The following is a 26,884-nucleotide window of genomic DNA, read 5'->3' as shown; positions in this document are numbered from 1 at the left end:
CGGGGGGGGGCCCCCCCCCCCCCGCCGCCCCCCGGCCCGACCCGTGCGGTTCACCGACCGTCCCGATACGGAGCGTGTGCCGGAGGCGGAGCGGTTAGGAGGCGGGGGGTGCCGGTGAGTCGGTCTCACCGCACCTGGCGTCCCCGGGAGGGTGCGATGACCGGCCGAGTGATCTACGCGTCGTTCGAGTTCCAGTTCCCGCTGGGCGGCATCCGCGTGCTGAACCAGCAGATCCCGCTGCTGCGGGCCGCCGGCGGGTCGCCGAGCGGTACACCGCCGAGGCCGCCGTCGCGGCGCTGGTGGAGGGCATCCGCAAGGCCCGCGCCCTGCCCGGCGGCGCGGCGACGGCCACCCACCCGGCCGCCTGGATGGCGGAGTTGCTGAGGCACTTCCCGATCCCGCCCGTACGCTTCCGGGCCGGGAGCGCGGTGCGGTCAGACCGGCGGGATCGGACCGAGGTAGAAGCCGCCGGAGGCGTCGATGGCCTGACCGGTCACCCAGCGGCCCTGCGCGCCGGCCAGGAAGCCCACGATGTCGGCGACGTCCTCCGGCTGGCCGATCCGGCCCAGGGCGGTCAGCGACTCCACCCAGCCGTTGGTCTCCTGGGCGTTCACCCACGGGGACGTCATGTCGGTGAGGATCACACCGGGGTTGATGGTGTTCACGGTGATCCCGCGCCGGCCGAACTCGTTGGCGAGCGGGGCGGCGAGGGCCGTCAGCGCCGTCTTGCTGACGGCGTAGCCGATCTGGACGGGCGCGCCGATCCGGGCGGCCGTCGAGGCCACGTTCACGATCCGCCCGCCGTCCCGTAGCAGCGGCAGGACCCGCTGGATCAGGAAGACCGGGGTCCGCAGGTTGACCGCCATCACCCGGTCGAACTCCTCCTCGGTGATCTGCCCGATCGAGGCCATCACGTGGATGCCCGCGTTGTTGACCAGGACGTCCAGGCCGTCCTCGCCGTGCTCCGCCAGCCCGGCCGTGAGGCCCTCGAACAGCTGGTCCAGCGCGCCGTCCTCGCCGAACCGGGCCCGCACCGCGAAAGCCCGGCCGCCGGATCCGGCGATCAGCCCCACCGTCTCCGCGGCGGCCTCCTCGTTGCCGGCGTAGTGCACCGCGACCAACGCCCCGTCGGCGGCGAGCCGCAGTGCGACCGCCCGTCCGATCCCGCGCGAGCCGCCCGTCACCAGTGCCGTCCTGCCGTCCAGTTCACCCATGGCGGAACATTCCCCTCTTGTCGGATCCGGGGCGGCTCCGGGTCGTCATGACCGGATGCCGGACAACCCCGGCCCCTCGTACCTGCCCGGGTCGGGAGATCCCGGACCGTGCGGGCGGCCTGTTGTCCGATATCCGACCTCCCAGCCCCACCAGCGGCACGACAGCGGATCCCCAGCCCCTGCGGCCCCAGCGAGCGCCGGCCCGCGGGCTACGGCTCGGTGGGGGCGTCGCCGCCACCGGCCCGGACGGCGACGCCGAAGCGCCACGCCTCGATGTCGCGGTAGTGGATCGGCCCGGGGCCGCGGCCGATGTTGCTGCCGACGAGGTGGAGGCGTTCGGTCCGCCAGCGGCGGCCCGCGAACCCGGTGAGCCCGGCCGCGGCCAGCGGGACGCTGACGGAGTCGTCACGGCGGGACCGCGCCAGCGTCAGGTGGGGCTGCAGCGGCCGCTCCCTGAACTCGATCCCGCAGGACCTGACCACGTCCCGGACGTCGGCGGCGAGCAGGTGCAGCTGCTCCAGGTCGCCGTCGATCCCGGTCCACAGCAGTCGCCGGTCGAAGTGGCCGCCGCCCCGCAGACCCAGGTGCAGGGCGGGGCGTGAGGCGGCCCGGTCGGCCAGCGCCGCGCGCAGCGGGGGCACCACCGTGGACGGCTGTTCGCCGAGGAAGGCCAGGGTGATGTGCCAGTCCTCGATCCGGTTCCACCGCAGCCGCGGGTACCCGGCGTAGGCGGGCTCCAGGGCACGGGCCAGTTCGTCCTTGGCCTCGTCGGGCGGAGCCAGGGCCACGAAGACCCGCCGGGTCGGGGGTTCGGTGTGATCGTCCACGTGGGGGAGGCTAACCGAGGACGGATCGCCGGTGCTCACCGGTGGTGGAGCCCGCGTGCGCCGGCGGACGGGCGGGTACGGCACGGTCGTCGGGATCCGCGGGAGCGGCCTCACCACCCACGGCGTCACCAGGACCAGCCGCACCCCCGGCGCAACCTCCCCCGAGCCGGTCCGCGACCCCCTGCGGAGTGGCGCTCCGGGCTTGTGCCGCAAGGGTCGTGACGATCCGTGGACGGATCTGGCGTCTTCCTTCACCGTTCCGATACGGTCTGGACCAATCAGCGGCCGATCTTCCTCCGGTATCGCTCTGCCACGCTCCGAAAGCCTCTTGGGAGTCGTCATCAGCGCCCAGCCCGCCTCCGTCCCGCTCACGCTCCCCGCGCTCCTGGACCACCGGGCGGCCCTCCATCCCGACCGCGTCGCCCTGCTCGTACCGGGCGGCGGGAGCCTCACCTACGGCCGGTGGCGCGAACGGGCGGTGCGGGCCGCGCACGGGCTGGCCCGGGCGGGTGTCCGGCCCGGGGACACGGTGGCGCTGCTGTTCACCAACCGGGAATGGGAGGCGTACGCCGTGGCGCTCCTGGCGGCCCACTACGCGGGCGCGGCCGGGCTGGTGATCCGCGAGGACCTGGGCCCGGCCGACGTCGAGCGGCTGGTCGAGGTCGCCGGAGCGAGCCGGGCGATCGCCGGGGGCGGCCCCCGCACCGCGCTGCCCACCGCCCGGCTGGAGGAGCTGGAGGAGTCGGAGGAGCCCGGTGTCCGGGACGGGCAGGAGCCGCCGCACCGGGTCGGCCCCGGGGACCTGGCCCAGATCATCGGGACCTCCGGGACGACCGGCACGCCGAAGGGCGTCCGGGCCGCGCACGCGAGCCTGACCGCCGGGCTGGTCCTCAACCCCCGCCCCCGCCCGTACGCGCACTCCCGGCACGCGGTGCACGCCTTCCCGATCGGGACCAACGCCGCCCAGGCGGTCCTGGTGAACGCGCTGACCGCGCAGCCCACGACGATCTGCCTGCCGCGTTTCGACGCGGAGGAGTTCGGACGGGTGGTCGAGGAGTTCGGCGCGGGCACGGTCTTCCTGGTGCCGTCGATGGCGGTGGAGCTGCTGAACTCCGCGGTCGCCGACCGCCGGGACCTCGGCAGCGTCCTGCTGGTCAGTTCCACCGCCGCCGCCCTCCCGCCGGCCGTCGCCGCGGGGCTGTCCGCCGCCCTGCCGAAGGCGACGGTCGTCAACACCTACACCTCGGCCGAGGCGTCCCCCGCCCAGATATCCGCGATCGTCGACCCGAGTCGCCCGGGCTCGGTGGGCCGTCCGACCGACCCGGCCGACCTGCGGATCCTGGACGACGCCGGGAAGCCGGTGGAGCCCGGTGCGACCGGCGAGATCTGGCTGCGCCAGCCCGGCCCGCCGCGCGAGTACGCCGGCGCGTCCTCCGACTCCGTCTTCCGCGACGGCTGGGTGCGCATGGGCGACCTCGGCAGGCTGGACGGGGACGGCTTCCTCCACCTGGTCGACCGGGAGAGCGACATCGTCAAGTCCGGTGCGCTGAAGGTCTCGACGCTGCGGATCGAGGCGGTGCTGCACGAGCACCCGCAGGTGGCCGACGCGGCCGCGCTCGGCCTGCCGCATCCGGTGATGGGCCAGGTGCCGGTGGCCGCGGTGGTCCCGCTGCCGGGCGGGATCGACCTCGACGGCCTGCGGCTGTTCCTGAGCGAGCGGCTCGCCCGGCCCGAACTCCCGGTGCGCGTCCTGGTGGTGGACTCCCTGCCGCGCAACCCCAGCGGCAAGGTGGTCAAGCACCAGCTCCGGCCCGCGTTCGACGAGCCCGCCCCGGCGGCCGGACGGGCCCCGGAGACGGAGCGCGAACTCGCCCTGGCGGGCCTGTGGCGGACGGTGCTGGGGCGGCCGGTCCGCGCGGTGGAGGACGAGTTCTTCGCCCTCGGCGGCGACTCGTTCCGCGCGGTCCAGCTGGCCGCCGCGATCTCCGCCGAGTTCGGCGTGGCGGCGCGCACCGCGCTGGTTTTCGAGCGGCCCTCGCTGCGCGCCCAGGCGGCCTGGCTGGAGCGGGCCGAGGCCACCGCGGCCGGGCCCGAGGAGCGCTCCGGGGCCGAGGTGTCGGCGTTCCTCCGCTCCCTGCGCGCCCAGCCGCACGACCTGCCGCTCACCTCGCAGCAGGAGAACTTCCTGCGCTGGATGGCCGAGGCCCCGGGCCGCAACGTCGGCTCGGTGGCGGTGATGTTCCGGGTGACCCAGGCCCTGCGGACGGACGTCCTGGCCGACGCCCTGCACGAGGCGATCCGCCGCCACCCCGCGCTGCGCACCGGGTTCGTGCCGGTGCCCGACGCCGAGCCCGGGGTGCTGCGGGCCGTCCTGCAGGCGGAGCCCCGCGCGGACGTGGTGCTGGCGGGCGCACCCGGTGAGAGCGACGAGGAGGTGTCGGCCCGGCTGGTCGCCGTCCGCGACCGCCCGACGGACCTCGCCTACGACCCGATGACCCGGCTCGCCGTGGTGAGCCGGGGCCCGGAGGACCACGCCGTCATGCTGGCCGTCCACCACCTCGTCAGCGACGGCTGGTCGCTGGGCCTGCTGCTGCGCGACCTGGGGGTGCTGTACTCGGCGCTGAGCAACGGCCGCCGGGCGCCCGCCGCCAGGCCCGGCCCGGAGTACCGCGAACTGGTGGAGTGGTCGAACGCCCACTGGCCGGCGTCCCGGACCCACTTCGCGACGGCGCTCGCCGACGCGCCCGAGGCCATCGACCCCTTCCCCGGACGCCGCCACACCGAGGTGGTGCTGAGCGCCGCCCACGCGTTCACGGTGCCGGCCGGGGCGGCGGACGCGCTGCGGGCCCGGGCCGCGGAGCTGGGCGCCACCCCGTTCCTCGCGGTGGCGGCGGTCTGGAGCGGCCTGCTGGCCGCCCGCAGCGGCCGGGAGGACCTCGTCCTGATGACTCCGGTGCCCGGCCGGACCAGGCCGGAGGCGGAGCGGGCGGTCGGCTGCTTCGTGCAGTCGCTGCTGGTGCGGGTGGACGCGTCGGGCGCGCCCGGGTTCGCCGAACTGCTCGACCGCGTCCGGTCCGCCGCCACCGCCGCGCTCGACCACCAGCTGTACCCGTTCGCGGAGTTCAGCCCGCAGGTGCCGTTCGCGGCCTGGCTGAGGTACGAGAACTGGAGCGCGCCGGCCCAGCTGCCGGGGGTGGCCTGCGCCGCGTGGGAGCTGCCGCGCAACGCCACCGTGCCGTACCCGCTGCCCGGCGGCGACCGGCACGTCCCGGAGCTCGCGGTCACCGAGCAGCCGGACGGCGAACTGCGGTGCTGGCTGCGGTACAACGAGCACGCCTTCGACGCGGGGACGATGACGGCGCTGGCCGACGACCTCGCCGCCGCGCTGGCGGGGGCCGCCGGCAGGTGACCCGGATGCGCCGGGGGCGCGGTCGTCACCGACCGCGCCCCCGGATCACGCCCCGCCCGGCCGAGTTCAGCCGGTCAGCCGACCGGCCGCCTCCTCCTCGCTGAGCGCGTCGATCTCGGCGATCAGCAGCGCCTCGATCCGGGCCGCGAGGGCCGCCGGCGTGCTGCTCTCGAACACGTCGCGGATCGGGATGTCGAGGCCGAGGCCGGACCGGATCCGCGCGGCCACCCGGGTGACCAGGAGGGAGTCCCCGCCGAGCGCCAGGAAGTCGTCGAACACGCCGACCCGCGGCACCCCGAGGACCTCCTGCCACAGCTCGGTGACCAGCTGCTCGGCATCGCTGCGCGGCGCGACGTAGTCCTCCCCGGTGGCCGTCCCGGGGTCGGGCAGGGCCGCGGGGTCGAGCTTGCCGTTCGCGGTCAGCGGCAGCCGGGCCAGGGTGAGCACGGCGTCCGGGACCATGTACGAGGGCAGCCGCAGCGCCAGGTGCTCGCGCAGCTCGGCCGGGCCGGGCTCGGCCCCCGGGCTCGGGACGGCGTACGCCACCAGCCGCCGGCCGTCCCGGACCAGCACCGCGGCCTGCGCCACGGCCGGGTGCGCCGTCAGCGCCGCCTCGATCTCCGCGGGCTCGATCCGGTAGCCGCGCAGCTTCACCTGCGCGTCGCCGCGGCCCAGGAACTCCAGCCGGCCGTCCGCCCGCCACCGCGCCCGGTCCCCGGTGCGGTACATCACGCCGCCGGCGTACGGATCGGGCAGGAAGGCGGTCGCCGTCAGCTCGGGCCGGCCCAGGTAGCCCCGGGCCAGGCCGCTGCCGCCGATGTACAGCTCGCCCTCGGACCCCCGGGGCAGCAGCCCGCCGCGCTCGTCCAGTACGTGGAGCCTGACCCCGGGCAGCGGACGGCCCAGCGTGGGCCGGCGGTCGGTGTCCGCCTCCGTCAGCTCGGCCGCGGTGACGATCACGGTGGCCTCGGTGGGGCCGTAGGTGTTGACCAGCCGGACGGTGTCCGCGTGCCGTTCGCGCCAGCGGGCCACGGTGTCGGCGTGTGCCTCGGAGCCGCCGATGACCACCAGCCGCAGCGCCCGCGGCCAGCGGGTCTGCCCGCCGAGGCCGACCAGCTCCTCCCAGTAGGCCGTCGGCAGGTCCAGCACGGTGACGGAGCGTCCGGACGGGCCGTCCAGCAGGTCGGGCAGGGTCCGGCCGCCGCCGGGCAGCAGCACGACGCACGCCCCGGCCGCCAGCGCCGGCCAGATCTCCTCCACGTGGGTGTCGAAGCCGAGGGAGGCGAACTGGACGATCCGGTCGGCCGGGCCCAGCGCGTAGCCGTCGGAGCCCGTCATCCAGTCGACCCGGGCGGACACCGCCGTGTGGTCGACGGCGACGGCCTTCGGCGTCCCGGTGGAGCCGGAGGTGTAGAGGACGTAGGCCAGGCCCTCCGGGTCGACCGGGGCGAGTTCGCCGGCCCCGGCCTCCGGCAGGTGGGTGCCGGTGAGGGTGAGGACGGCGTCGGCCTCGCGGACCATCAGGGCGCGGCGGTCCTCGGGGTGGGCCGGGTCGAGCGGCAGGTAGGCGGCGCCGGCCTTCCAGACCGCCGTCAGCGCGACGACCAGGTCGGCGGAGGGCGCCATCGACACCGCGACCACCCGGCCGGCCACCGGGCCGAGCCGGCGCGCCAGTTCGGTGGAGCGCCGGTCGAGTTCGGCGTAGGACAGCGTCCGGCCCTCGCACTCCAGCGCCGGCGCGTCCGGCCGCGTGGCGGCCTGCTCCGCGAACCGCTCCAGCACCGTGCGCACCGTGGCCGGAGCGGCCGGGCCCGCGCCCAGGGCGAGCAGCGCCGCGCGCTCCCGCGCCCCGACGAACCAGTCGCCGTGCAGCGGGAGTTCCGGGTCCTGGACGATCCGCGCGTACAGCTCGCGGCACCGGCCGCCGAGCGCCTCGACGGTCTCCCGGTCGAAGAGCTCGCGGTCGTAGCTGAAGGAGAGCGTGATGCCGCCGTCGGCGGTGCGCCAGCTGTCGAGCAGCAGGTCGGTCTTGGCCTGCTCGAAGCCGGAGTCCATGCTCGTCGTGCGGACGCCCTCGGGCAGCGCGGGCCCGCCGGAGCCGTCCGTCACCTCGTTCTGGCTCTGGTGGACGAAGACGGCCTGGTAGAGCGGCCCGGCCCCGGTGTCCGCGGGCAGGCCCAGGTGGGCGGCGAGCCGCTCGGCCGGGGCGTCGGGGCGGCTCAGCGCGGCGAGCGCGGCGGACCTGGTCCGCTTCAGCACGGTACGGAAGTCCGGGTCCCCGGTCAGGTCCGACCTGATCACCGCGGTGCGGTTGAAGTAGCCGAGCAGCGCCTCGTGCGCCTTCTCGGTGCGGCCCGCCAGCGGGGTGCCGACCACGAAGTCCGGGCAGCCGGTCCAGCGCGCGAGCACGCACTGGTAGCCGGCGAGCAGCACCATGAACGGGGTGCACCGCTCCTGCCGGGCGAGCCGGTCGAGGTCGGCGGTCAGCTCGGGGCCGAGGTCGACGGTGACGAACCCGGCGGGCCTGGTGGGGGCCGAGGGCCTCGGCCGGTCGAAGGGCAGCCGCAGCGCCCCGGTGCCGGCCAGCCGCTCCGCCCAGAACCGGAACGCCTCCTCGCCCGACGCCCCGCCGGTCCTGGCCTGTTCGGCGCGGGCGAAGTCGCCGTACTGGAGCTGGAGTTCCGGCAGGTCGGCGGGCGCCTCGCCGATCGCCTCGCGGTAGAGGGCGAGCAGCTCGCGCCACATGGTGCGGAAGGACCAGCCGTCCGCGACGATGTGGTGGACCACGACGCTGACCGCGTGCTCCCGCTCCCCCGCGCTGATCAGGGTCGCCCGCAGGGGCGGCGCGGCGGCGAGGTCGAACGGCGCGTTGACGTACGGGCGGCAGGCGTCCGTGAAGTCCGCCTCGGTGGCGTCCTCGGGCAGCCGGAGCGTGACCAGGTCGATCTCGGCCGGGGGCTGGACCAGTTGGACGGGCTCCGCCGCGTCGGGGCCGTCGACCACGAAGCGCGTGCGGAGGATCTCGTGCCGCGCGGCCAGCCGACTCAGGGCGGTGCGCAGGGCCGCCGGGTCGAGCGGGCCGGTCCAGCGCCGGTTGAGGTACATGTTGAACCCGGCGTCGTCCGGGTGGAGCTGCTGGAGGAACCAGAGCCGGCGCTGTTCGGCGGTCAGTGGGTGGTGGGTGGCGGTGGTCACCGGACGGTCACCTCGGTCTCGGAGCGGTGCGGGAGTTCGGAGCGGTGCGCCGGGGCCGCTTCGGCGGCAGCGGCGGCGGCCTTGGTTTCGGCGGTGGCCTCGGCGACGGCCTCGGCCGCGGCCCGGTCCTGGAGGGTCTTCAGGCCGACCAGGTCGTCGGGCTCGGCGTCGGGCACGTCCCGGTCGAAGTGGCGCAGCACCGGGACGGCCAGGCAGACCAGCGCGAGGGCGGCCATGGCGAGGCCGAACAGCAGGTAGAGCAGCCCGATGCCACGGCCGTCACCGGTGCCGATGAGCCGGCCGAGGGTCGAGGCGAGGGCGCCGTCCCGGTCCATCAGCGGCTGGAGCAGCCCGGGGCCGAACGGGGCGACCACGGCGAACCCGACCGGCAGGGTCGACCAGGCGACCATGGTGTTGACCGCGATCACCCGGCCGTGGAAGCGCAGCGGCACCTTGGTCTGCACGATGGTCGCGTAGGAGCCGTTGAGCAGCGAGAGCGCGAAGGTCATGCCGAACGCGCCGAGGGAGACCGTCCAGGTCGACGGGCGCAGCCCGGTGAGCAGGCAGGCCGCGGCGACCGCGAGGGTGGCGAACAGCACCCCGCGCAGCTTCTGCCGGCGCGGTCCGCCCCAGGCCACCAGGGTGATCCCGCCGAGCACGGCGCCGAGGCCGGCCGCCGTGGACACCCAGCCGGCCGAGGCGAGCGGGGCGAAGGAGAGCACCAGCGGGGTGGTGAGCAGGAACAGCGGGGAGAGGAAGACGTTCAGGACGGCGAAGTACAGCAGCATCGCCCGGAAGTGCCTGCTGCCGAGGGCTCGTCGGAATCCTTCGCGGATCTCGGCGGAGATGCTCTCCCGCCGGGTGGCGCCCATCACGTCCGGGAACCGGACGGCCAGGGTGACGCCGATGGCGACGGCGTAGCCGACCACGTCGACGGCGAGGATGCCGCCGAGCCCGATCGCGGCGAGCAGGCCCACGGCGAACAGCGGCACGAGGAACTGGGCGAGGCCGAAGGCCATCTGGACGACGCCGTTGGCGCGGCCGAGGTAGCGCTTGGGGACGAGCTGCGGCACGGCCGCGTTCCAGGCGAGCCGCTGGAAGGAGAGGGCGGCGGACAGGACGGCGACGAGCGTGTAGGCGTGCCAGACCTCCAGGCCGCCGGTGGCGTACAGCACCAGCAGCAGGGCCTGGGTGGCGCCGGCGGCGAGGTCGCCGAGGAGCATGGTGCGTCGCCGGTCGCCCCGGTCGACGATGGCGCCGGCGAGCGGGGCGGCGAGGATGCCGGGCACCAGGCCGCAGGCGGCGAGCAGCCCGAACTGGGCCAGGGAGCCGGTGCGCAGGTAGATCCAGACCGGGAGGGCGAACTCGGTGAGCGCCGACCCGATCATCGACACCTGCTGCCCGGAGGCGACGGTGAGGAAGCGGCGCATGGTCGGGCGGACGGGTGCGCTCGCGCCGTCCGCCGCCGGCCGTTCGGCGTCCCGGGAGAGCCCGGCCAGCCACCAGGTCGCGCCGCCGGTGCGGCGGTGGCGGTCCTCCTGCCCCTCGGCGATCGAGCGGTGGACGCCGGTGACGATGTCCGCGAGTTCGGCGGCCCGGTACTTGAGGTAGAAGTGGCCGGCCTCGTCGAGGACCACGACCGCGGTGGTGTCGGCGATCCGGTGCCACTCGCGGAAGCGCTCCTGGTAGAACTCGGTGGCCGGGTCCCGCTCGCCGCAGACGGCGATCACCGGCGCCTTGATCCGTCCGCCCTCGGTCCCGAACATCCGGGTGAAGTACCGTTCGACGTCCTTGGTTCCGGTGCGGCGGTTGTGGACGATCAGCCGCAGCTGTTCCGGGTCCATGTCGTCGGTGTCCAGCCCGGCGGCGGCCAGCCCGTTGATCATGTCCTGGTCGCTGCGCATCCGGTCGAGGAGCTGGGCCCACCGCTCGCCGACCGCCGCGCCGCGCCCCTTGGGGCGGGCGAAGGGGAAGATGCCGCCGAGGTGGACGGCGTCGATGTCCCGGCCGGCGGCCTCGACCCGGCGGGCGATCTCGACGGCGAGGCGCACGCCGACGCCGCAGTGCCCGTACAGCACGATCCGGCCCTCGACGTTCTCGACGATCTCGCGGGCGCAGCGGTCGGCGACCTCCTCGACGTCCATCGGCTCCTCGCCGAGTTCGTGTCCGGGGACGGCGATGGAGTGCAGCGCCCAGTCCTCGGGGAGGGCGTCGGCGAGCGGCTTGTAGATCAGCGCGCTGCCGCCGCCGTAGGGCGCGCAGACGACGCTCGCGGTGGTGCGGCGGCGTTCGGGGGTGAGCCGGTGCAGCAGGCCCTGCGGCCCCCGGTCGGCGCCGGGGTCGGCGACGAGCCCGGCGAGCCCGCGGACGGTCGGGAAGCGGAAGAGGTCCATCACGCCGACCGGGGTGGGCAGGTCGGGGAAGGCGCGGCGCAGCCGGGCGACGACCTGGGTGGCGAGCAGCGAGTGTCCGCCGATCTCGAAGAAGTCGTCGAGCGCGCCGACCCGGGCGACGTCGAGCACCTCGGCCCAGATCGTGGCGATCAGGGTCTCGGTCTCGCCCTCGGGTTCGACGTGCCCGGCGGCCGGGGCGGCGTCCTCCGGTTCCGGCAGCGCCTTGCGGTCGATCTTGCCGTGGGCGAGCAGCGGCAGGCGGTCCAGGACGACGAACCGGGCGGGGACCATGTAGTCCGGCAGGACGGCGCCGAGTTCCGTCCGCAGTTCGGCCGCGGCGGGGAGGGTCGCACCGTCCTCGCGTTCCAGGTAGGCGACGAGGTTCTGCCGGATGCCCTCGCCCCGGACGGTGACGAAGGCCTGGGTGACGCCGGGCAGTGCGGTGAGCGCGGCCTCGATCTCGCCGGGCTCGACCCGGTAGCCGCGGACCTTGATCTGGTCGTCGGCGCGTCCCAGGTACTCCAGCACCCCTCCCCCGGCCTCCGGCCGGGCGGGCCCCGATGGGCGCCAGCGGGCCAGGTCGCCGGTGCGGTACATCCGGCCGCCGGCGAACGGGTCCTCGACGAAGCGTTCGGCGGTCAGGTCGGGGCGGCCCAGGTAGCCGCGGGCCAGCCGCTGCCCGCCGAGGTACAGCTCGCCGGTCACGCCGGGCGGCACCGGCTGCCGGGCCTCGTCCAGGACGTAGCAGCGCGCTCCGGCGAGCGGGGTGCCGATCGGGGTGTTCCCGGGGCCGTTCTCCTCCGGGAGGACCTCGTGGACGGTGACGCCGACGGTGGCCTCGGTCGGGCCGTAGTGGTTGAACACCGCGCAGTCGCCCCGGCCGGCCAGGTCGGCGGCCCAGGCCTGGGCCGAGGCCTCGCCGCCGAGCACCAGGGCCCGGCGCGGCAGCAGCCGCTCGACCGGGGCGTCGGCGGACAGCGCGGCCAGGTGGGAGGGCGTCATCTTGAGGTAGTCGAGGGCCGAGGCCTCGATGTGGTCGGCGAGTTCGGCGCCGGCGATGCGGCGCGGCAGCAGGTGCACCCGGCCGCCGGTGGTGAGCGCCAGGTACAGCATCGTGATGCTGAAGTCGAAGGACAGGGACTGCAGCAGGCCGTAGCGGGCGCCGGGCTCGATCCGCAGCCGTTCCCGCACGCCGGCCAGGTAGTTGAGGATCTCCCGGTGCTGGACGGCGACGCCCTTGGGCTGTCCGGTGGAGCCGGAGGTGTAGATGACGTACGCGAGGTCGTCCGGTCCGGAGGCCTCCGTCAGCGGTGCCGCGTCCGGGCCGTCGTCCGGCCGGAGGTCGGTCCGGTCCATGAGCAGTTCCGCGCCCCCGTACCCGGGGAAGTGGTCGCGCAGCTCCGAGTCCGTCACCAGTACGCGCACCTCGGCGTCGGCCACCAGGTGGGCCAGCCGTGCGGGCGGCTGCTCCGGGTCCAGCGGCAGGTAGCAGCCGCCGGCCTTCAGCACCGCGATCAGGGCGACGGCCAGGTCCGGGGACTGTTCCAGGCACACGGCCACCCGGTCGTCCCGGCCGACGCCGAGGGCCCGCAGGCGCCGGGCCAGTGCGGTCGCCCTGGTGTCGAGTTCGCGGTAGGTGACGGTGGCGTCCTCGAAGACCAGTGCGGGGTGGTCGCCCGCCTGCCGGGCCGCCGCCGAGAGCAGCGCGGTCAGCGTGCCCGCGCCGTCCTCGGGGAGCGCCGGGCCGGCCGCCCACCGTTCGAGCACGTCACGGCGCTCGGTGGCGGTCTCCACCGGCAGGGCCTCGACGGTCCGGTCGGGGTCGGCCGTCGCCGCGGTCATCAGGACCTCGAAGCGCTCGACGAGCCGCCGTACGGTGTCGGCGTCGAAGAGGTCGGTCCGGTAGGTGATCAGGCCGAAGAGCCCGCCGTCCTTCTTCTCCCGCAGGTAGAGGGCGAGGTCGGAGTGGCTGGTGGTGGCGGCGTGCCCGAATCCCTCGGCGGGGGCGCCGGGGGCGGTGGCGGCCGCGCGGTCGCCGTAGTTCTGGTAGGCGAAGGTCACCTGGAACACCGCCGAGCGGCTGACGTCGCGCTCGATGTCCAGGTCGGCGACCATCTGCTCGAAGGGCACCTCCTGGTGGGTGTAGGCGTTGAGCGTCGTCTCCCGCACCCGGCCGACCAGTTGTCCGAAGGTGAGGCCGTCCTCGAGCCGGGCCCGGATCGGCAGCATGTTGACGAAGGCCCCGACCACCCCCTCCAGTTCCCGGTGCAGCCGGCCCGCCACGGCCGAGCCGATCGCGAAGTCGCGCCGGCCGGTGTGCCGGCCGAGCAGCAGCTGGAGCCCGGCCATCAGCACCATGTACGGCGAGGCGCCGTGGGCGCGGGCGCACTCGGCGACGGCACCGGCGAGTTCCGGGCTCCAGTGCAGTTCGACGGCCGCGCCGTCGAAGGTGAGCAGCGGCGGCCGGGGGCGGTCGGCGGGCAGCTCCAGGGCGGGGACGTCGGCGAGTTCGGCGCGCCAGTAGTCGCGGGAGGCGGCCAGGGCGCCGCTGTCCAGCCGGTCGCGCTGCCAGCGCGCGTAGTCCCCGAACTGGACGGGTACGGGCGGGAGTTCGGTCTCGGAGCCGTGGGCGTGCCGGGCGTAGAGCACGTCCAGTTCCCGGTTGAGGATGTCGATCGACCATCCGTCGCTGACGATGTGGTGCATGACCAGGGCGAGGACGTGGTCCTCGTCGGCGAGCCGGACGAGCAGGGCCCGCAGCAGCGGTCCGGCCGCGAGGTCGAAGGGGTCGGCGACCAGTGCCCCGATCTCCCGCGCGGCTCTTCGCTCGGGGTCGGGGTCGTCCGAGGCGTCGACGAACCGGGCGGCGAAGGGGCCCGGTTCGGCGACCAGGACCTCGGCCCGGCCGTCCTCGGTGACCGGGAAGGCCATCCGCAGCCCCTCGTGCCGCGCCACCAGACCGGTCAGGGCGGCGTCCAGCGCCGCGCGGTCCAGCGGCCCGCGCAGCCGACGGGCCGGGGCGAGGGTGTAGGCCGTCCCGCCGGGCGTGAACTGGTCCATGAACCAGAGCCGTTCCTGTCCACTGGACAGCGGCGGCGCGGTGCCCTCCGGACGGGGTTCGACCACCCGTACCGGGGCCGTGGCGCCGCGCAGGCGCTGGGCGAGGAGGGATCGTTTGGTGGCGGACCAGTCTGCGGGCAGGTCCTGGGTGTCGGTCATCGGCAGTCCGTTCGGGCGTGGAGCGGGGAGGACGCGGCGGGGCGGTCGACGGCGGTCAACGCAGTTCCCGGACGACGGCGGCCAGGGCGGCCGGGGTGGAGGCGTCGAAGAACAGGTCGAAGGCGAGCTCGACCCCGAAGGCGTCGCGGATCCGGGCGGTGATCTGGATGATCGTCAGCGAGTGTCCGCCGAGGTCGAAGAGGTCGTCCTCGGGGCCGATGCCGGACGCGCCCAGGACCTCCTCCCAGATCGCCAGGATGCTCGCGGTGAGTTCGTCGGCCTGCGCTCCGGCGGTCTGTCCGGCGTCGGCCCGCTCGTCGGCGGCGTGCGGCGGGGCGGGCAGCGCGCGCCGGTCGAGCTTGCCGCTGGAGGTGAGCGGCAGCCGGTCGAGGGCCACGAACTGCCGCGGCACCATGACGGCGGGCAGGGTGCGCAGCAGGTGGTCCCGCAGGTCGGCGTCGGACAGCGGTGCGCTGCCGGGTGCGGGCACCCGGTAGCCGACCAGCGCGGACGAGCCGTCGGCCAGTTCGCACACGGTGACGGCCACGGCGGTGACGGCCGGGTGGTCGAGCAGCGCGGCCTCGATCTCGCCGAGCTCGATCCGGTGGCCGCGGATCTTGACCTGGTCGTCGATGCGGCCGTGGAACTCCAGTTCGCCGTCCTGCGTCCAGGCCGCGAGGTCGCCGGTGCGGTACATCCGGCCGCCGGTGAACGGGTCTTCGACGAAACGTTCCGCCGTCAGGTCGGGCCGCCCCCGGTAGCCGTCCGCGACACCGTCACCGCCCAGGTGGAGCTCACCGGGGATGCCGACCGGCAGCGGCCGGCCGTTCGCGTCCAGGACGTACGCCCTGGTGTTGGCGACCGGCCGGCCGATCACCACGGCGTCCGCCCCGGCGGGGACGTCGGCCCAGGTGGCGTAGATCGTCGCCTCGGTCGGGCCGTACCCGTTGATCAGCCGGTCGAGGGAGCCCCTGAGCTCGCGGGCCAGCGGGAGCGGCAGCGCCTCCCCTCCCACGATCCCGGTCAGGCCGGCCGGCAACGGCCCGGCGCCGAGCAGCACGCGCCAGCCCGACGGGGTCGCCTGGAGGTGGGTCACGCCCTCGCGGCGGACCAGCCCGACCGTGCCCGGCGCGTCCAGGGCCGCGCCGTCCGGGGCGAGGACGAGCCGGCCGCCGGTGGTCAGCGGCAGCAGGATCTCCACCCCGGATATGTCGAAGGAGAGCGAGGTCAGGCCGAGCCAGACGTCCCGCGGCCCCGAGCCCAGCAGTGCCGCGAACGAGGTCAGCAGGTTCACCAGGGCGCGGTGCCCGATCTCCACGCCCTTGGGCCGCCCGGTCGAGCCGGAGGTGTAGAGCACGTAGGCGAGGCCGCCGGGCGGGGCCGGCTCCGCCGCGGCGGGCACCGGCTCCACACCGCCCTCCCCGAGCCGCAGGACGGCCGGGGCCGCCGCCACCACGTCGGGCGCGGGCTCCCGGTCGGCGACCAGCAGGGCCGCGCCCGAGTCGGCGAGCAGGAAGGCGAGCCGGTCGGCGGGGTGGGCGGGGTCGAGCGGCAGGTAGGCGGCCCCGGCGGCGTGCACCGCGAGCAGGACGGCGGGCAGGTCGACGGAGCGCTCCAGGTGCAGCGCGACGACGTCGCCGGGGCGGACCCCGGCCCCGCGCAGGACGGCGGCCAGTTCGTCGGTCCGCTCCACGAGCGCCCGGTAGGTCAGCCGTTCCGCGCCCGCGCTGACGGCGGGGGCGTCCGGCGTCTCGGCGGCCCGCTCCCGCACCAGGTCCAGGGCCGTGCGCCGGTGCGGGTAGGCGCGGGCGGTGTCGTTCCACTCCTCGGTCACCAGCTGCCGCTCGGCCTCGCCCAGCAGTGCCAGGTCGCCCAGCGGGGTCCCGGGCTCGGCCGTCGCGGCCGCCAGCAGGGCCGCGTAGTGCCCGGCGACGCGCTCGGCGGCCTCCGGCGACAGGACTTCCGGGGCGTACTGGAGCGAGAACGCGATCCCGTCGGCGGCGTCGACCGCCTGGAGGTGGAGCGTGTTGCGGGCGGCGCCGTTGAACGCCGCGCGGTCCACCCGGACGGCGCTCCCCGGGAACACCGGGTCCACGGCCCGGCCGCGCCGGTAGCCGAAGGACACCGCCGCCAGCCCGGCGCGCGGGGTGAGTCCGCCGACCGCCGCCCCGAAGGGCACCGAGCGGAACGGGTAGCCGCCGCGGGCCTCGGCGCGCACGGCCCGGGCGTACGCGGCGAAGGGCGTCCCGGTGTCCGCTCCGGCCGGCGCGTGCACCGGCAGCTCGTTGACGAACAGCCCGATCTCCCCGGCCTGTTCGGCCGTCCGGACGGACAGCGGCACGGAGACCGCCACCGCCTCGCCGCCGTACCGCAGCAGCAGTCCGTGCAGGGCGGCGAGCAGGAACTCGAAGACGGTGACGCCGCAGCGCTCCGCGGCCCCGGCCAGTGCCGCCCGGCCCCGCGCGTCCGTCCGCCATCCGACCGACGCCCCGGACGCCGGGGCCGTGACGGCGTGCGGCAGTCCCGGCAGGACGGGCTCGGTCGCCGCGGCCCACCGCGGCCCGTACCAGTGCGCCGCGCGGCGGACCAGCTCCGGGTCGGGCGCGGCGGACGGCACGGGCGGGGTCCGGTCGGCGGACGGCGCGGCCTCGCCCAGCGCCTGCGCGTAGGCGGTGGCGAGCTCGGCCACCAGGACGTCCTTGGACTCCCCGTCGAACACCGCGTGGTGCACGACCACGAGCAGGACCGCCGCCTCGCCGCCGCCCCGGTGGAGGGTGAACCGCGCCGGCGGGCCGGCGGCCAGGTCGAACGGCCGTGCCACGTCCTCGGCCAGCCGCTTCTCCCGGCCCTCCGCACAGTCCCCGGAGGCGTCGACCACGTCGAGGACCGGAGCGGCTCCCGGCTCCCGCACGAGGTCGCCGTCGCGCTCCACGAACACCTGCGACAAGGAGGGGTGACGCTCCGTCACCGTCGCGACGGCCCGGGCGAGCGCCTCGGTGTCGACCCGGTCGAAGGAGAGCAGGACCGGCATGTGGAACACCCCGTGCACCTGGCCGAGTTGCTCGGTGAACCAGACTCCCCGCTGTGCGGGCGAGGCGTGCGGGGGGAGGGAGTGCGGCATGGGCGACTCGATTCGGCAGTCGGTGAATGGTGCGTTCCCCGTGGCCGGGCACCGACGTGGTCGGCGCCGCGGATGCTCTGGCGGCGCGGCCGACGGGCCGCTGCGGGCCTCGACCCTCCAGGCCCGCAGATCCCCCCTGCGGACCGTCGGATCGGTGCCGGCCTCCCCCGGCGAAGAGACCGATCTTGGTCCAGACCTGCCGAGAGGTTCGCAGAGAACCCAAGCGCCGTCAAGGGTCGTCCCGCCCACCGAAAAAGCGTCATGCACGCGCCCAACCTGCGGGAACGCGGCGATGGTGGCGGGCTTCTGATCGTTCGTCATCGTCTCAACTCCGGCCCGGACCCCGGCCTGCGGCGGAGCGCGGTCACCCTCCTCCCCGGCGGAGCCGGCGAACGCCCCCTCGACGCCCGCACCGCCCTCCCCGGCCGGCTCCGCGAAGATCGTCAGCCGTGCCGCGCCGGGCGGCCCGGCACACCACGCCCCGCAGCGGCCCCGGGAGGTGCCGTCCGCCACGAGCCGCACGCGTGCGGCACCACGCGGCCGCCTCCCGCGGGACACGTGACGCCTGTCCGTAATGAACGATTGTGTTCCCTATCGCCCGGGGCTACCGTCGGTAGTGGTGAACGAATCCGTCCCCTGCCCGTCGTTCACTCCGAGCCACTGGGAGACCTGCCATGGCCACCTCCCGAGCCCTGGCCGAGGCCGCGCCCGCGAGCGCGCGCCGGGGCCAGCACCCAGGGATCGCACTCACCGTCATCGCCGCGACCCAGCTCATGGTCGTCCTCGACATCACGATCGTGAACATCGCGCTGCCGCACATCCAGCAGGCGCTGAGGTTCGACACCACCGACCTGTCCTGGGTCATCAACGCCTACACCCTGACCTTCGGCGGGCTGCTGCTGCTCGGCGGGCGCGCGGGCGACATCCTCGGGCGGCGGCGGGTGTTCGTCGTCGGTGTCCTGGTGTTCAGCCTGGCCTCGCTGCTCGGCGGCGTCGCGCAGTCCTCCGCCTGGCTGCTGGCCGCCCGGGCCCTCCAGGGCGTGGGCGGGGCCATCGCCTCGCCGACCGCGCTGGCGCTGATCGCCACCAACTTCAAGGAGGGCCCGGAACGCAACCGGGCCTTCGGCGTCTACTCCGCCGTCGCGGGCGCGGGCGGCGCCGTGGGCCTGCTGCTCGGCGGCATGCTCACCTCCTGGCTGTCCTGGCGCTGGGTCCTGTTCGTCAATGTGCCGATCGGCATCGCGATCGCGCTGCTGGCACCGCTCTACATCAACGAGTCCGAGCGGCACCCCGGGCGCTTCGACCTGACCGGCGCGTTCTCCGCCACCGCGGGCATGGTCTCGCTGGTGTACGGCTTCATCCGCGCCTCCGACCACGGCTGGACGGACTCCGTCACCCTGACCGCCTTCGCCCTGGCGGTGGTGCTGGTAGCGGCGTTCGTGGCCAACGAGCGGCACGCGCGGCAGCCGATCATGCCGCTGCGCCTGCTGCGGGACCGCAACCGCTCGGGCGCGTACGGGCTGCTGCTGTGCGTGGCCGCGACGATGTTCAGCATCTTCTTCTTCATCACCCTGTTCGTGCAGGAGATCCTCGGCTTCAGCCCGCTGCGGGCGGGCTTCGCGTTCCTGCCGATCAGCGTCGCCATCGTCGCCGCCGCCCAGTTCGCGGCCCGCACCCAGGTGCGGTTCGGACCCAAGCCCTTCCTGGTGGCCGGCTCGCTGCTGGTCCTGGGCGGGGTGATCTGGGCGACCCGGATCGACATCGACAGCGGTTACGCCGCCGGCATCCTCGGACCGACCATGATGTTCGGCTTCGGCATGGGTTCGATCTTCGTCCCCGCCACCCTCACCGTCGTCTCCCGGGTCGCCCCGCACGAGACCGGAGCCGCCACCGGGATGCTCAACACCACCCAGCAGGTCGGCGGCTCGCTCGGGCTGTCGATCCTCGTCACCGTGTACGGAACGGCCAGCGGCAGCGAGGCCCGGCGGCAGGCCGGGGCGTTCCTGCGGCAGGCCACCCCGCAGCAGGCCGCCCTGTTCCGGGCCACCGGCCGCCTCCCGGCGCCGTACTCCTCGGAGGTCCTGGTGCACGGCATCAGCAGCGCGTTCCAGCTGGGACTGGTGTTCGCGGCGCTGGCCGTGGCGATCGCGGTGTTCGTGATCAAGGTCGGCCGGCTGCCGGGGCCCGCCGCCACGGCCGACCACCGGGCCTGACGACCCGCGGAGGTCAGTCCTGGTCCCCGGCCAGCCGCTCGAGTCGGCGCAGGCCGGGGACGAACGCCGTTTCGGGGGTGTTGCCGTATCCCAGGACCAGTCCGTTGTGGGCGGCGCCGGGGACCAGGCAGTGCTGGGAAACGGGGCGGGGGGCCAGCCGGTGGCGGCGGGCGGCGCGGGCCAGGGGCAGGTCGGGGATCTCCGGCGGCAGCCGCACGGTCAGGTGCATCCCGCTGTCCCCGCCGGTCACGGTGTGGGGCACGTCGAAGTGCTCGGCCAGGGCCGCCCTGAGCGCGTCGCGCCGGCGGCGGTACAGGCGGCGCATCCGGGCGAGGTGCCTGCCGTACTGGCCGCTCTCCATGAAGTGCGCGAGGGCGAGCTGTTCGTGGCGGTGCCCGCCGCGCAGCAGCTCCTCCACGACCGGCGCGGCCCGGTCGACCAGCGGCTCGGGCAGCACGAGGAACCCCACCCGCAGGGAGGGGAACAGGGTCTTGCTGAACGTGCCGACGTAGAACACCGGCGCGCGGGGTGTCAGGCCCTGCATGCAGGCGAGGGGCTCGCCGCTGTGGCGGAACTCGCTGTCGTAGTCGTCCTCGACGATCCAGGCACCGTACTGACGGCACTTCTCGATCAGGTCGAGGCGCCTGGACGCGGTGAGGACCGCGCCCGTCGGGTACTGGTGCGCCGGGGTGGTGCACACCAGGCGGGGCGGGCGCTCCTGCCAGTCGGACGCCGAGGTCCGCAGGCCCTCCGCGTCGACCGGGACGGGCACCACGGCCAGGTCCCCGCCGGCCAGCGCGGTCTGCGCGCCGCGGTAGCCCGGATCCTCGACCCAGGCGGTGTCCCCCGGGTCGGTGACCAGCCGGACGCACAGGGAGAGCGCCTCCTGCGCGCCCTCGGTGATGACGACCTGCTCCGGGGCGCAGCGCATGCCGCGGGCGAGCGCGAGGTGGTGCAGGACGGCCGTCCGCAGCGCCGGTTCGCCCTGGGCCGGGCCGTAGCCCAGCAGCCGGGTCCCGCCCTCCCGGAGCACCCGGTCCAGGGAGCGCCGCCAGGCCGCCAGGGGGAACTGGGCCAGGGCGGGGACCCCGGGCGCGAAGGCGTAGGAGTCGGCGCTCACCAGCTCGCGCTCGCGGATCCGCCCGGCGCGCCGCGCCAGCGCGGCCGGGGTCGGGTGCGCGCGGTCCGGCGGCTCGGGGCGGGCCAGTGCGGCGACCCGGGTGCCCTGCCTGCTGGGCTCGATGTAGCCCTCCGTGCTCAGCACCTCGTACACGAGGGTCACGGTGTTGCGTGACACCCCGAGGCCCTCGGCCAGGGCGCGCGAGCCCGGCAGCCGGCTGCCCGCCGGGAGCCGGCCGTCGAGGACGGCGGCCCGCAGCCGGCGCAGGAGCTGCTTCTGCAGGGAATCCCCGCCGCGCGCCCGGGACAAGGGTTCCTGGAGCAGGAAGTCGAACTGCGGCCCGAGGGCCTCGCCGCCCTCCCCCATCACGTCCTCCAGGTGCGCGCGCCGCGTCATGGCTCCACGGGGTGACCCTATCGCCGGCCCTGCCGGGGGGCCACGCGGTGCCCGGCCCACGGGAGGACCGGCACGCCCGGGGGAAGGGCAGGGCTCCCGGCGCCCCCGTCGTCAGCCCTTCGAGGCGCCTCGCTTGACAGGGCGTCAGGGTGACAGGAAGAGTCTTCCTTGCAATGGTTTTCATCTTCGATAACCACTGCGGGTGACCGCTGCCCGTCACGGGCCGCCGCCCGGAGAAGCCCGACGCATCCCCCGAAAGAGGACCTCCATGTCGCTCGACGTCTCCCCCGCCCTCCTCGCCCAGGCCCAGCAGGGCCGCGTCGACGAGGCCGCCTTCCTCGACACCGTCCGCGCCTCGCTCCCGTACGCCTACCAGGTCGTGGCCGGCCTCAGCACCGAACTCGCCGCCGGCGACGAGGAGTTCACCACCGACAACACCACGCCCAGCGACGAGCAGCGGGCCCAGCTGCTGCGCGCGCTCGCCAGCAACGCGATCCGCGGCAGCCTGGAGGACCACTTCCGGGTGAAGCTCGCCTTCGTCAACTGCCACCGCGTCGGCGCCTTCCGCCCCGGCGCCGAGGAGAGCGAGGCGTACCGCGAGTTCACCTCGCTGCACAACCAGATCCGCAACCAGAGCCCCGAGCTCCGCAGCTGCTGACGGCGGCCCCGACGAGGCGGCTCCCACCCGGCCGGACCGGGCGGGAGCCGCCTCGTGTGACGCCCGCGTTTCGCCGCGTTGCGGGACGTGTCCGGATCCCGCGTCGATCTTGTCGGGCGGCGTGGCGGCTGCGTACGTTCGGAAACGCACCACCCGACCGGCCCGCCCAGGGCCGCTTCCCACCCCCTCGGAGCCCACCATGTCGCCGACCCCTCGCCCGCTGCGGAAACTCGGCTTCCTGACCATCGGGCTCTTCGACGAGGCGGACCCGCGCCGGGGACACGAGTCCACCCTCGACCTCATCGCCCTCGGCGAGCACCTCGGCTTCGACAGCGCCTGGCTGCGCCACCGCCACCTCCAGTACGGCATCTCCTCCCCGGTCGCCGTGCTCGCCGCCGCCACCCAGCGCACCAGCCGCATCCAGCTCGGCACCGCCGTCACCCCGATCGGCTGGGAGAACCCGCTGCGGCTCACCGAGGACCTGGCCACCGTGGACGTGCTCTCCGGCGGCCGCCTCAACCCCGGCTTCAGCGTCGGCCCGCCCGTCCACTACGAGCAGGTGCGCGGCGCCCTCTACCCGGACACCGGCGAGCAGGAGGACTTCAGCCCCCGGCGCGCCGAGCGGCTGCTCGCCCTGGTCCGCGGCGAGGACGCCTCCGACTTCGCCGGCACCGAGGGCATCGAGGTGTACTCCCGCCGGGTCCAGCCGCACTCCCCCGGCCTCGCCGACCGGCTCTGGTACGGCGCCGGCAGCCTGCGCTCGGCCCGCTGGGCCGGCGAGCAGGGCCTCAACCTGCTCACCAGCAGCGTCGTGAAGGCGGAGGACGACGGCCCGCTCGACTTCGCCGGCATCCAGGCCGCCCAGATCCGTGCCTTCCGCGAGCACCACCCCGCCGGCGAGCGCGCCCGGGTCTCCCAGGGCCTGGTCGTCATCCCCACCGACAGCGCCACCCCCGAGCAGCGCGCCAGGTACGAGGCCTACGCCCTCGCCCGCACCCCGCGCACCCTCGCCCCGCAGGGCCCGGCCCGGCTGCTGTTCGCCCCGGACCTGGTCGGGACGTCCGAGGAACTGGCCGAGCGGCTGCGCGCCCACGCCGGCTACCGCGAGGTCGACGAGGTCGCCTTCGCGCTGCCGTTCAGCTTCGGGCACGAGGACTACGTGCAGATCCTCACCGACCTGGCGACCCGGCTCGGGCCGGCCCTCGGCTGGGCGCCCGGCCAGGACTGACGGTCCGATCCGGTCGGGCCGGCCACCCGGTCGGGCGGCCGCACCCGCCGTACGGCCGCCCGGGGCCCGGCTCCCCGGTCAGAGCAGGCGCTTGATCTCGCCGCGGGTGCGGTAGAAGCCGCCGGAGGCGGACTCCCGGACCTCGGCGACGACGTAGCGGGCGCCGGCGACGCGGATGTCCTTGGGGAACTGCACCCGCCAGGACGGGTCGTAGCCCTGCGAGACCACCCGCACCCGCAGCCGGGCACCGTCCTGGACGCACTCCACCTCGACCTCGCCGCCCGTCCGGTCGGTGGCCACCGTGAGCGTCTCCACCCCGGCGCCGGCCAGCACCGGCTCCCAGCCCGCGTGCTCCACCTCGGCGGTCTTCGGCAGCGTGCCGCCCTCGGCCGCGCGCACCGCCTGCTCACTCGCGTCGATGCAGGCCAGCGAGCCGTCCGTGGTCACCAGGTAGAGCCGGCCGTCCCGGTACTGCATGCTGAACGCCGAACCGCAGCCGGTGGCGAGCTTCCACAGCCGGGTGCCGTCGGCGGCGAAGCAGTACACCGAGGAGTGGTTGTCCCCGGCGAAGACGTACTCACCGTCCGGGGAGGCCGCGCAGGAGAAGACGCCGGCGTCGCAGCGGTAGGCGGCCACCTCGGAGCCGTCGGACTTGCGCAGCCGGTGCACCCAGCCCTGGGCGGTGCCGGCGAACACCTCCTCGGCCTCCTGCCAGCCGAACAGCACCCCGCCCCGGGTGGAGGCGTGCCACAGCTGGTCGCCGCTGCGGTTGTCGTAGCGGGCGACGCCGTCGGAGTGGCCGTGGTAGACACCGTCGCCGTCGCAGCGCACCATCCAGCCGGACCGGCCGTCGGCCTTGCGGCGCCACTGGAACTCGTCCTCGTGGTCCACCGTGGTCAGCCCGCCGCGCTCGTCGGCGACGCCGAGCACGCCGTCGTGGATGTCGAGCCAGTAGATGTCCACGTCCTGGGCGATCTCGTACGCGACCCGCGGGATCTTGCCGCCCAGGTCGTACACCTTGCCGTCGTCGCAACCGGCGTAGATCCACCAGTCGTCCGCGACGATGCACTTGACGCCGTCCGGCAGACCGTAGCGGGCGACCACCTCGCCGTCGTGGCTGAGGGTGTAGACGTCGCCGCGCTCGTTGCCGACCCAGGCGTGCTCCTCGCCGACGAATATCCCGAAGGCCGGCGAGCCGGATCGGAAGCGCCACAGCAGCGGCGCCTGACGGGCGGTCGAGCGGGTGCTGACGATCTGCCGCCTGGTCACCGCCCGGCGCGTGCGCACGCCCCGGACGGCCGGGGCGTAGCCCTTGCGGACCTTCTCGCCGATCTTCTTGGAGGCCGACGCGGCCGCCTTCTCCGGGCTCGGGAAGGTCGTCGCCTTGCTCTGCCCGGACTCGCCGATCCGCCCGTACCGCACCGTCACCACCTGGCCGGAGAGCCGCACCTCGTAGAACTTGTGCGCGCTCCCCTCCTCCTCGGACACTTCGAGGTAGGTGACCTGCTCTTCCACGGCGACGGACACGGCGACGGACACGGCGAGGGCCCCTTTCGGGCAGCGGAGACGGGGGCCGGCGGGACCGGCCCGCCGACACCCCCAAAGCTACGGCCCCGCACTGACAACCCGTCCGGGAGGGGTCGGGCCTGGTCAGCGCAGCTCGGCCAGCAGGGCACGCAGCCGTTCGTCCTCGCGGATGGTGTCGGTCGCGAGGCCGTGGGTGACGATCCGGCGGTCGCGCTCGGCCAGCTCGCCGACGTACCAGGACAGGGAGGCGTCCCGTGCGGCGGCACCGAGCGCCCGCAGGGCCTCGCAGCCGCCCGCGGCGTCCGCTCCCGCCTCGACGGAGTGGACCGCGGCCGTGGCGAGCCGGTCGAGGCGGAGGTCGACGGTGTCGGGGTCGACGACCTCCAGCAGGGCGAGGACCGCGGCGGGAGCCCACCGCGGATCGTCGAGCAACGCCTCCAGCCGGGGGACCAGGACCCGCCCGGCCGCCCCCAGGGAGGCGACGGTACCCAGGGCGCGGCTGACGCTCCAGAAGCCGAGCCACGCGCCGTCGGCGCGGTCGAGGACGGACCCCAGGATCCGGGCCGCCTCCTCGGCGTCGCCGTCGATCCGCCAGAGGGCGCCCGCTATCGCGATGTCGGCGTCCAGCTGCCGGGCGGTCGCCTCCGGGCCCTCGCTGACCGCCGCGAGCAGGGCGGGGAGCAGGCCGGCCGCCGCCGCGCCCAGGTCCCCGGCCGCCCGCGCCGCCTCGTCCACGTCGCGCGAGGCCGCCAGCCGTTCGGTGACGGCCTCCAGCAGGAGGGCCGGCTCGCCGGTGACCTCGTGGTGGGCCCGGGCCACCACGAGCGGCCCGCCGGCCGCCCGCAGCGCCTCGGCCGCCCGCTCACGCACCGCCGGTGGCCCGCCCGCGACGACGGCCGCGATCGCGGAGGCGGCGTACGGGAAACGGGGCAGCACCCCGCACAGCTCGGCCAGGCCGGTGACGGCGCGCGGGCCCCACTGGCGCAGCAGGTGGACGAGGTCGGCGGTCTCGTTGTTGCCGAGCCCGTCGACGGCCAGCCGGGCGCGCACGGCGGTGAACAGCTCCGGGACGAAGGGGAAGGCCGCTGTCCGGGATCCGGCGGCGGTGGCGAGGGCGCGCGGGCGCCGGGCGAGGTCCCGGGCCAGCAGCGGGGCGGCCTGCCGGGGGTCGATCCGGACCAGCGCGGCCAGGGCCTGGTCGGCCGCCTCGTCATCGGGCCGACTGCTGGGCCGGGTGCTGGGCCGGGCAGCCGCCTCGTCGTCAGGCCGGGTGTTCGGCCGGGTGCTGCTGGGCCGGGCAGTCGCCACACCGTCCGGCCGGGCCGCGCGTTCGGCGAGCACGGGCGCGGCCTCGGCAGCCAGCGGGCCGAGCTTCCCCAGCAGGCTCACCGCCGCCTCCTGGTCGGCGAGCGGGACGATCACCGGGATCAGCCGGGCCGGGGCGCCGCGCGAGAGGCAACAGGCGTGGTCGGCCGCCCGCAGCGCCTCGGCCCGGACCTCCGGGCGCGGGTCGCGCAGGGCGGCCTCCAGCAGGGCGAGGGCCGCGTCGAGGCCGGCCTCGGTGTCACGGTCCAGCAGGCCGTCGACGATCACGTACAGCGGCTCCTCGTGGTGCATGCTGTAGCGGTCCACGGTGAGTTCGCCGGCGGGCAGCAGGCCCAGCACGGCCGCGTGGTGGGCGCTGCCCCAGCGTTCCTCGGCCCGCAGGCAGACCAGGACCGCGGCCAGCCGCAGCGGCACCGGGGTCTCCTCCCCGAGCAGCGCCCGGGCTTCGGCGGCGGCCGCGCTCAGGTCCACCCGGCCGAGGGCGACGAGCAGTTCGGCGGCCACGTGCGGATCGTCCTCGACCGCCCGGCGCTCCATCAGGGCGGCCGCCACCGCTCCGGATTCCCCGGTGTGGCCGACCGCCCACGCGGCGGACAGCCGGACGTCCCCGTCCTGATGATCCAACAGCGGTAGCACGAGAGGGAGTTGACCGGCGAAGGCGGCCCGGACGGCACCGTCCGGGACCTCCCACTCGTCCGTGCTCTCGGCCAGCCCGCCGAGCAGAAGGAGCACGTCCACCGTCCGGCCCCCGCCGACCGCGGCGATCCTGGCCAGGTACGGGACGGCGTCCACACTGGCCGGGTAGACCGTGCCCTGGTGGAGGATGCGGCCGTACAGCTCGGCGAGGGCCTCCTCGGCCTCTTCGCCGTCGCCCTCGGCGAGTGCGCGCAGCAGGTCGGGCAGGTCGTCGGCCGCACCGTAGGCGTGCGAGAGAGCGGCCCAGGGATGGGCGTCGAGCCCGGCGAGGGCGGTGGTGGGATCCATGGGCGGGATCCTCCCAGCCGGGGCCGACAACTCCGTCCGCGCCGGGCGGGGACC

At 75.4% G+C, this 26,884-nt stretch carries 12 protein-coding genes; 4 read left to right on the top strand and 8 right to left on the bottom strand.

Annotation, left to right across the window (positions count from 1 at the left end):
* Positions 1-434: 434 nt before the first annotated feature.
* Both ACFRAR_RS33285 and thpR read right to left on the bottom strand, forming a co-directional pair.
* Positions 435-1,214: an SDR family NAD(P)-dependent oxidoreductase gene (locus ACFRAR_RS33285; RefSeq protein ID WP_380703107.1), complete on the bottom strand. Its 780-nt coding sequence runs from the start codon at positions 1,212-1,214 to the stop codon at positions 435-437.
* A gap of 209 nt (positions 1,215-1,423) precedes the next feature.
* On the bottom strand, positions 1,424-2,041 hold the full coding sequence (gene thpR, locus ACFRAR_RS33280) for an RNA 2',3'-cyclic phosphodiesterase (RefSeq protein ID WP_380703105.1): 618 nt from the start codon (positions 2,039-2,041) through the stop codon (positions 1,424-1,426).
* Between the two features lie 328 nt (positions 2,042-2,369).
* Here thpR and ACFRAR_RS33275 point away from each other — a divergent pair, with 328 nt between their 5' ends.
* Entirely contained in the window at positions 2,370-5,450 is a 3,081-nt protein-coding gene (locus ACFRAR_RS33275; RefSeq protein ID WP_380703103.1) for an AMP-binding protein, read from the top strand.
* 66 nt (positions 5,451-5,516) lie between these two features.
* Here the strand turns inward: ACFRAR_RS33275 and ACFRAR_RS33270 are convergent, their stop codons facing one another.
* The 3 genes from ACFRAR_RS33270 to ACFRAR_RS33260 are packed head-to-tail and all read right to left on the bottom strand — an operon-like array spanning position 5,517 to position 17,378.
* On the bottom strand, positions 5,517-8,645 hold the full coding sequence (locus tag ACFRAR_RS33270; RefSeq protein WP_380703101.1) for an amino acid adenylation domain-containing protein: 3,129 nt from the start codon (positions 8,643-8,645) through the stop codon (positions 5,517-5,519).
* Positions 8,642-14,257, bottom strand: coding sequence for an amino acid adenylation domain-containing protein (locus ACFRAR_RS33265; protein WP_380703099.1), 5,616 nt, complete (start codon positions 14,255-14,257; stop codon positions 8,642-8,644). Before ACFRAR_RS33265 ends, ACFRAR_RS33270 begins: the two co-directional genes overlap by 4 nt.
* Before the next feature lie 55 nt (positions 14,258-14,312).
* On the bottom strand, positions 14,313-17,378 hold the full coding sequence (locus ACFRAR_RS33260; RefSeq protein ID WP_380703097.1) for an amino acid adenylation domain-containing protein: 3,066 nt from the start codon (positions 17,376-17,378) through the stop codon (positions 14,313-14,315).
* A 674-nt stretch (positions 17,379-18,052) separates the two neighbouring features.
* Here ACFRAR_RS33260 and ACFRAR_RS33255 point away from each other — a divergent pair.
* Positions 18,053-19,591: an MFS transporter gene (locus ACFRAR_RS33255; RefSeq protein WP_380703095.1), complete on the top strand. Its 1,539-nt coding sequence runs from the start codon at positions 18,053-18,055 to the stop codon at positions 19,589-19,591.
* Between the two features lie 13 nt (positions 19,592-19,604).
* Here the strand turns inward: ACFRAR_RS33255 and ACFRAR_RS33250 are convergent, their stop codons facing one another.
* On the bottom strand, positions 19,605-21,107 hold the full coding sequence (locus ACFRAR_RS33250; RefSeq protein ID WP_380703093.1) for a PLP-dependent aminotransferase family protein: 1,503 nt from the start codon (positions 21,105-21,107) through the stop codon (positions 19,605-19,607).
* A 268-nt stretch (positions 21,108-21,375) separates the two neighbouring features.
* Here ACFRAR_RS33250 and ACFRAR_RS33245 point away from each other — a divergent pair, with 268 nt between their 5' ends.
* The gene (locus ACFRAR_RS33245; protein WP_380703091.1) at positions 21,376-21,765 is read left to right on the top strand and encodes an SCO5389 family protein; all 390 of its coding nucleotides are present in this window, start codon (positions 21,376-21,378) and stop codon (positions 21,763-21,765) included.
* Between the two features lie 199 nt (positions 21,766-21,964).
* Positions 21,965-22,993 (top strand): LLM class flavin-dependent oxidoreductase, encoded by a 1,029-nt coding sequence (locus tag ACFRAR_RS33240; protein WP_380703089.1) that lies wholly within the window; start codon positions 21,965-21,967, stop codon positions 22,991-22,993.
* A 78-nt stretch (positions 22,994-23,071) separates the two neighbouring features.
* Here the strand turns inward: ACFRAR_RS33240 and ACFRAR_RS33235 are convergent, their stop codons facing one another.
* Complete coding sequence (locus ACFRAR_RS33235; protein WP_380703087.1) at positions 23,072-24,532, bottom strand: WGR domain-containing protein; 1,461 nt, start codon at positions 24,530-24,532, stop codon at positions 23,072-23,074.
* A 111-nt stretch (positions 24,533-24,643) separates the two neighbouring features.
* Positions 24,644-26,830, bottom strand: coding sequence for a hypothetical protein (locus ACFRAR_RS33230; protein ID WP_380703085.1), 2,187 nt, complete (start codon positions 26,828-26,830; stop codon positions 24,644-24,646).
* Positions 26,831-26,884 lie beyond the last annotated feature (54 nt).

It is taken from the genome of Kitasatospora sp. NPDC056651 (genome assembly GCF_042792155.1).
GTDB lineage: Bacteria > Actinomycetota > Actinomycetes > Streptomycetales > Streptomycetaceae > Kitasatospora.
Note: the sequence above shows the minus strand (reverse complement) of the source record. Positions and strands in the feature narration are given on the sequence as shown.

Coding starts and splice junctions, on each gene's coding strand:
- ACFRAR_RS33255 (WP_380703095.1), top strand. CDS start 18,053: ATGGCCACCTCCCGAGCCCTGGCCGAGGCCGCGCCCGCGAGCGCGCGC.
- ACFRAR_RS33240 (WP_380703089.1), top strand. CDS start 21,965: ATGTCGCCGACCCCTCGCCCGCTGCGGAAACTCGGCTTCCTGACCATC.
- ACFRAR_RS33260 (WP_380703097.1), bottom strand. CDS start 17,378: ATGCCGCACTCCCTCCCCCCGCACGCCTCGCCCGCACAGCGGGGAGTC.
- ACFRAR_RS33245 (WP_380703091.1), top strand. CDS start 21,376: ATGTCGCTCGACGTCTCCCCCGCCCTCCTCGCCCAGGCCCAGCAGGGC.
- ACFRAR_RS33265 (WP_380703099.1), bottom strand. CDS start 14,257: ATGACCGACACCCAGGACCTGCCCGCAGACTGGTCCGCCACCAAACGA.
- ACFRAR_RS33230 (WP_380703085.1), bottom strand. CDS start 26,830: ATGGATCCCACCACCGCCCTCGCCGGGCTCGACGCCCATCCCTGGGCC.
- ACFRAR_RS33285 (WP_380703107.1), bottom strand. CDS start 1,214: ATGGGTGAACTGGACGGCAGGACGGCACTGGTGACGGGCGGCTCGCGC.
- ACFRAR_RS33250 (WP_380703093.1), bottom strand. CDS start 21,107: ATGACGCGGCGCGCGCACCTGGAGGACGTGATGGGGGAGGGCGGCGAG.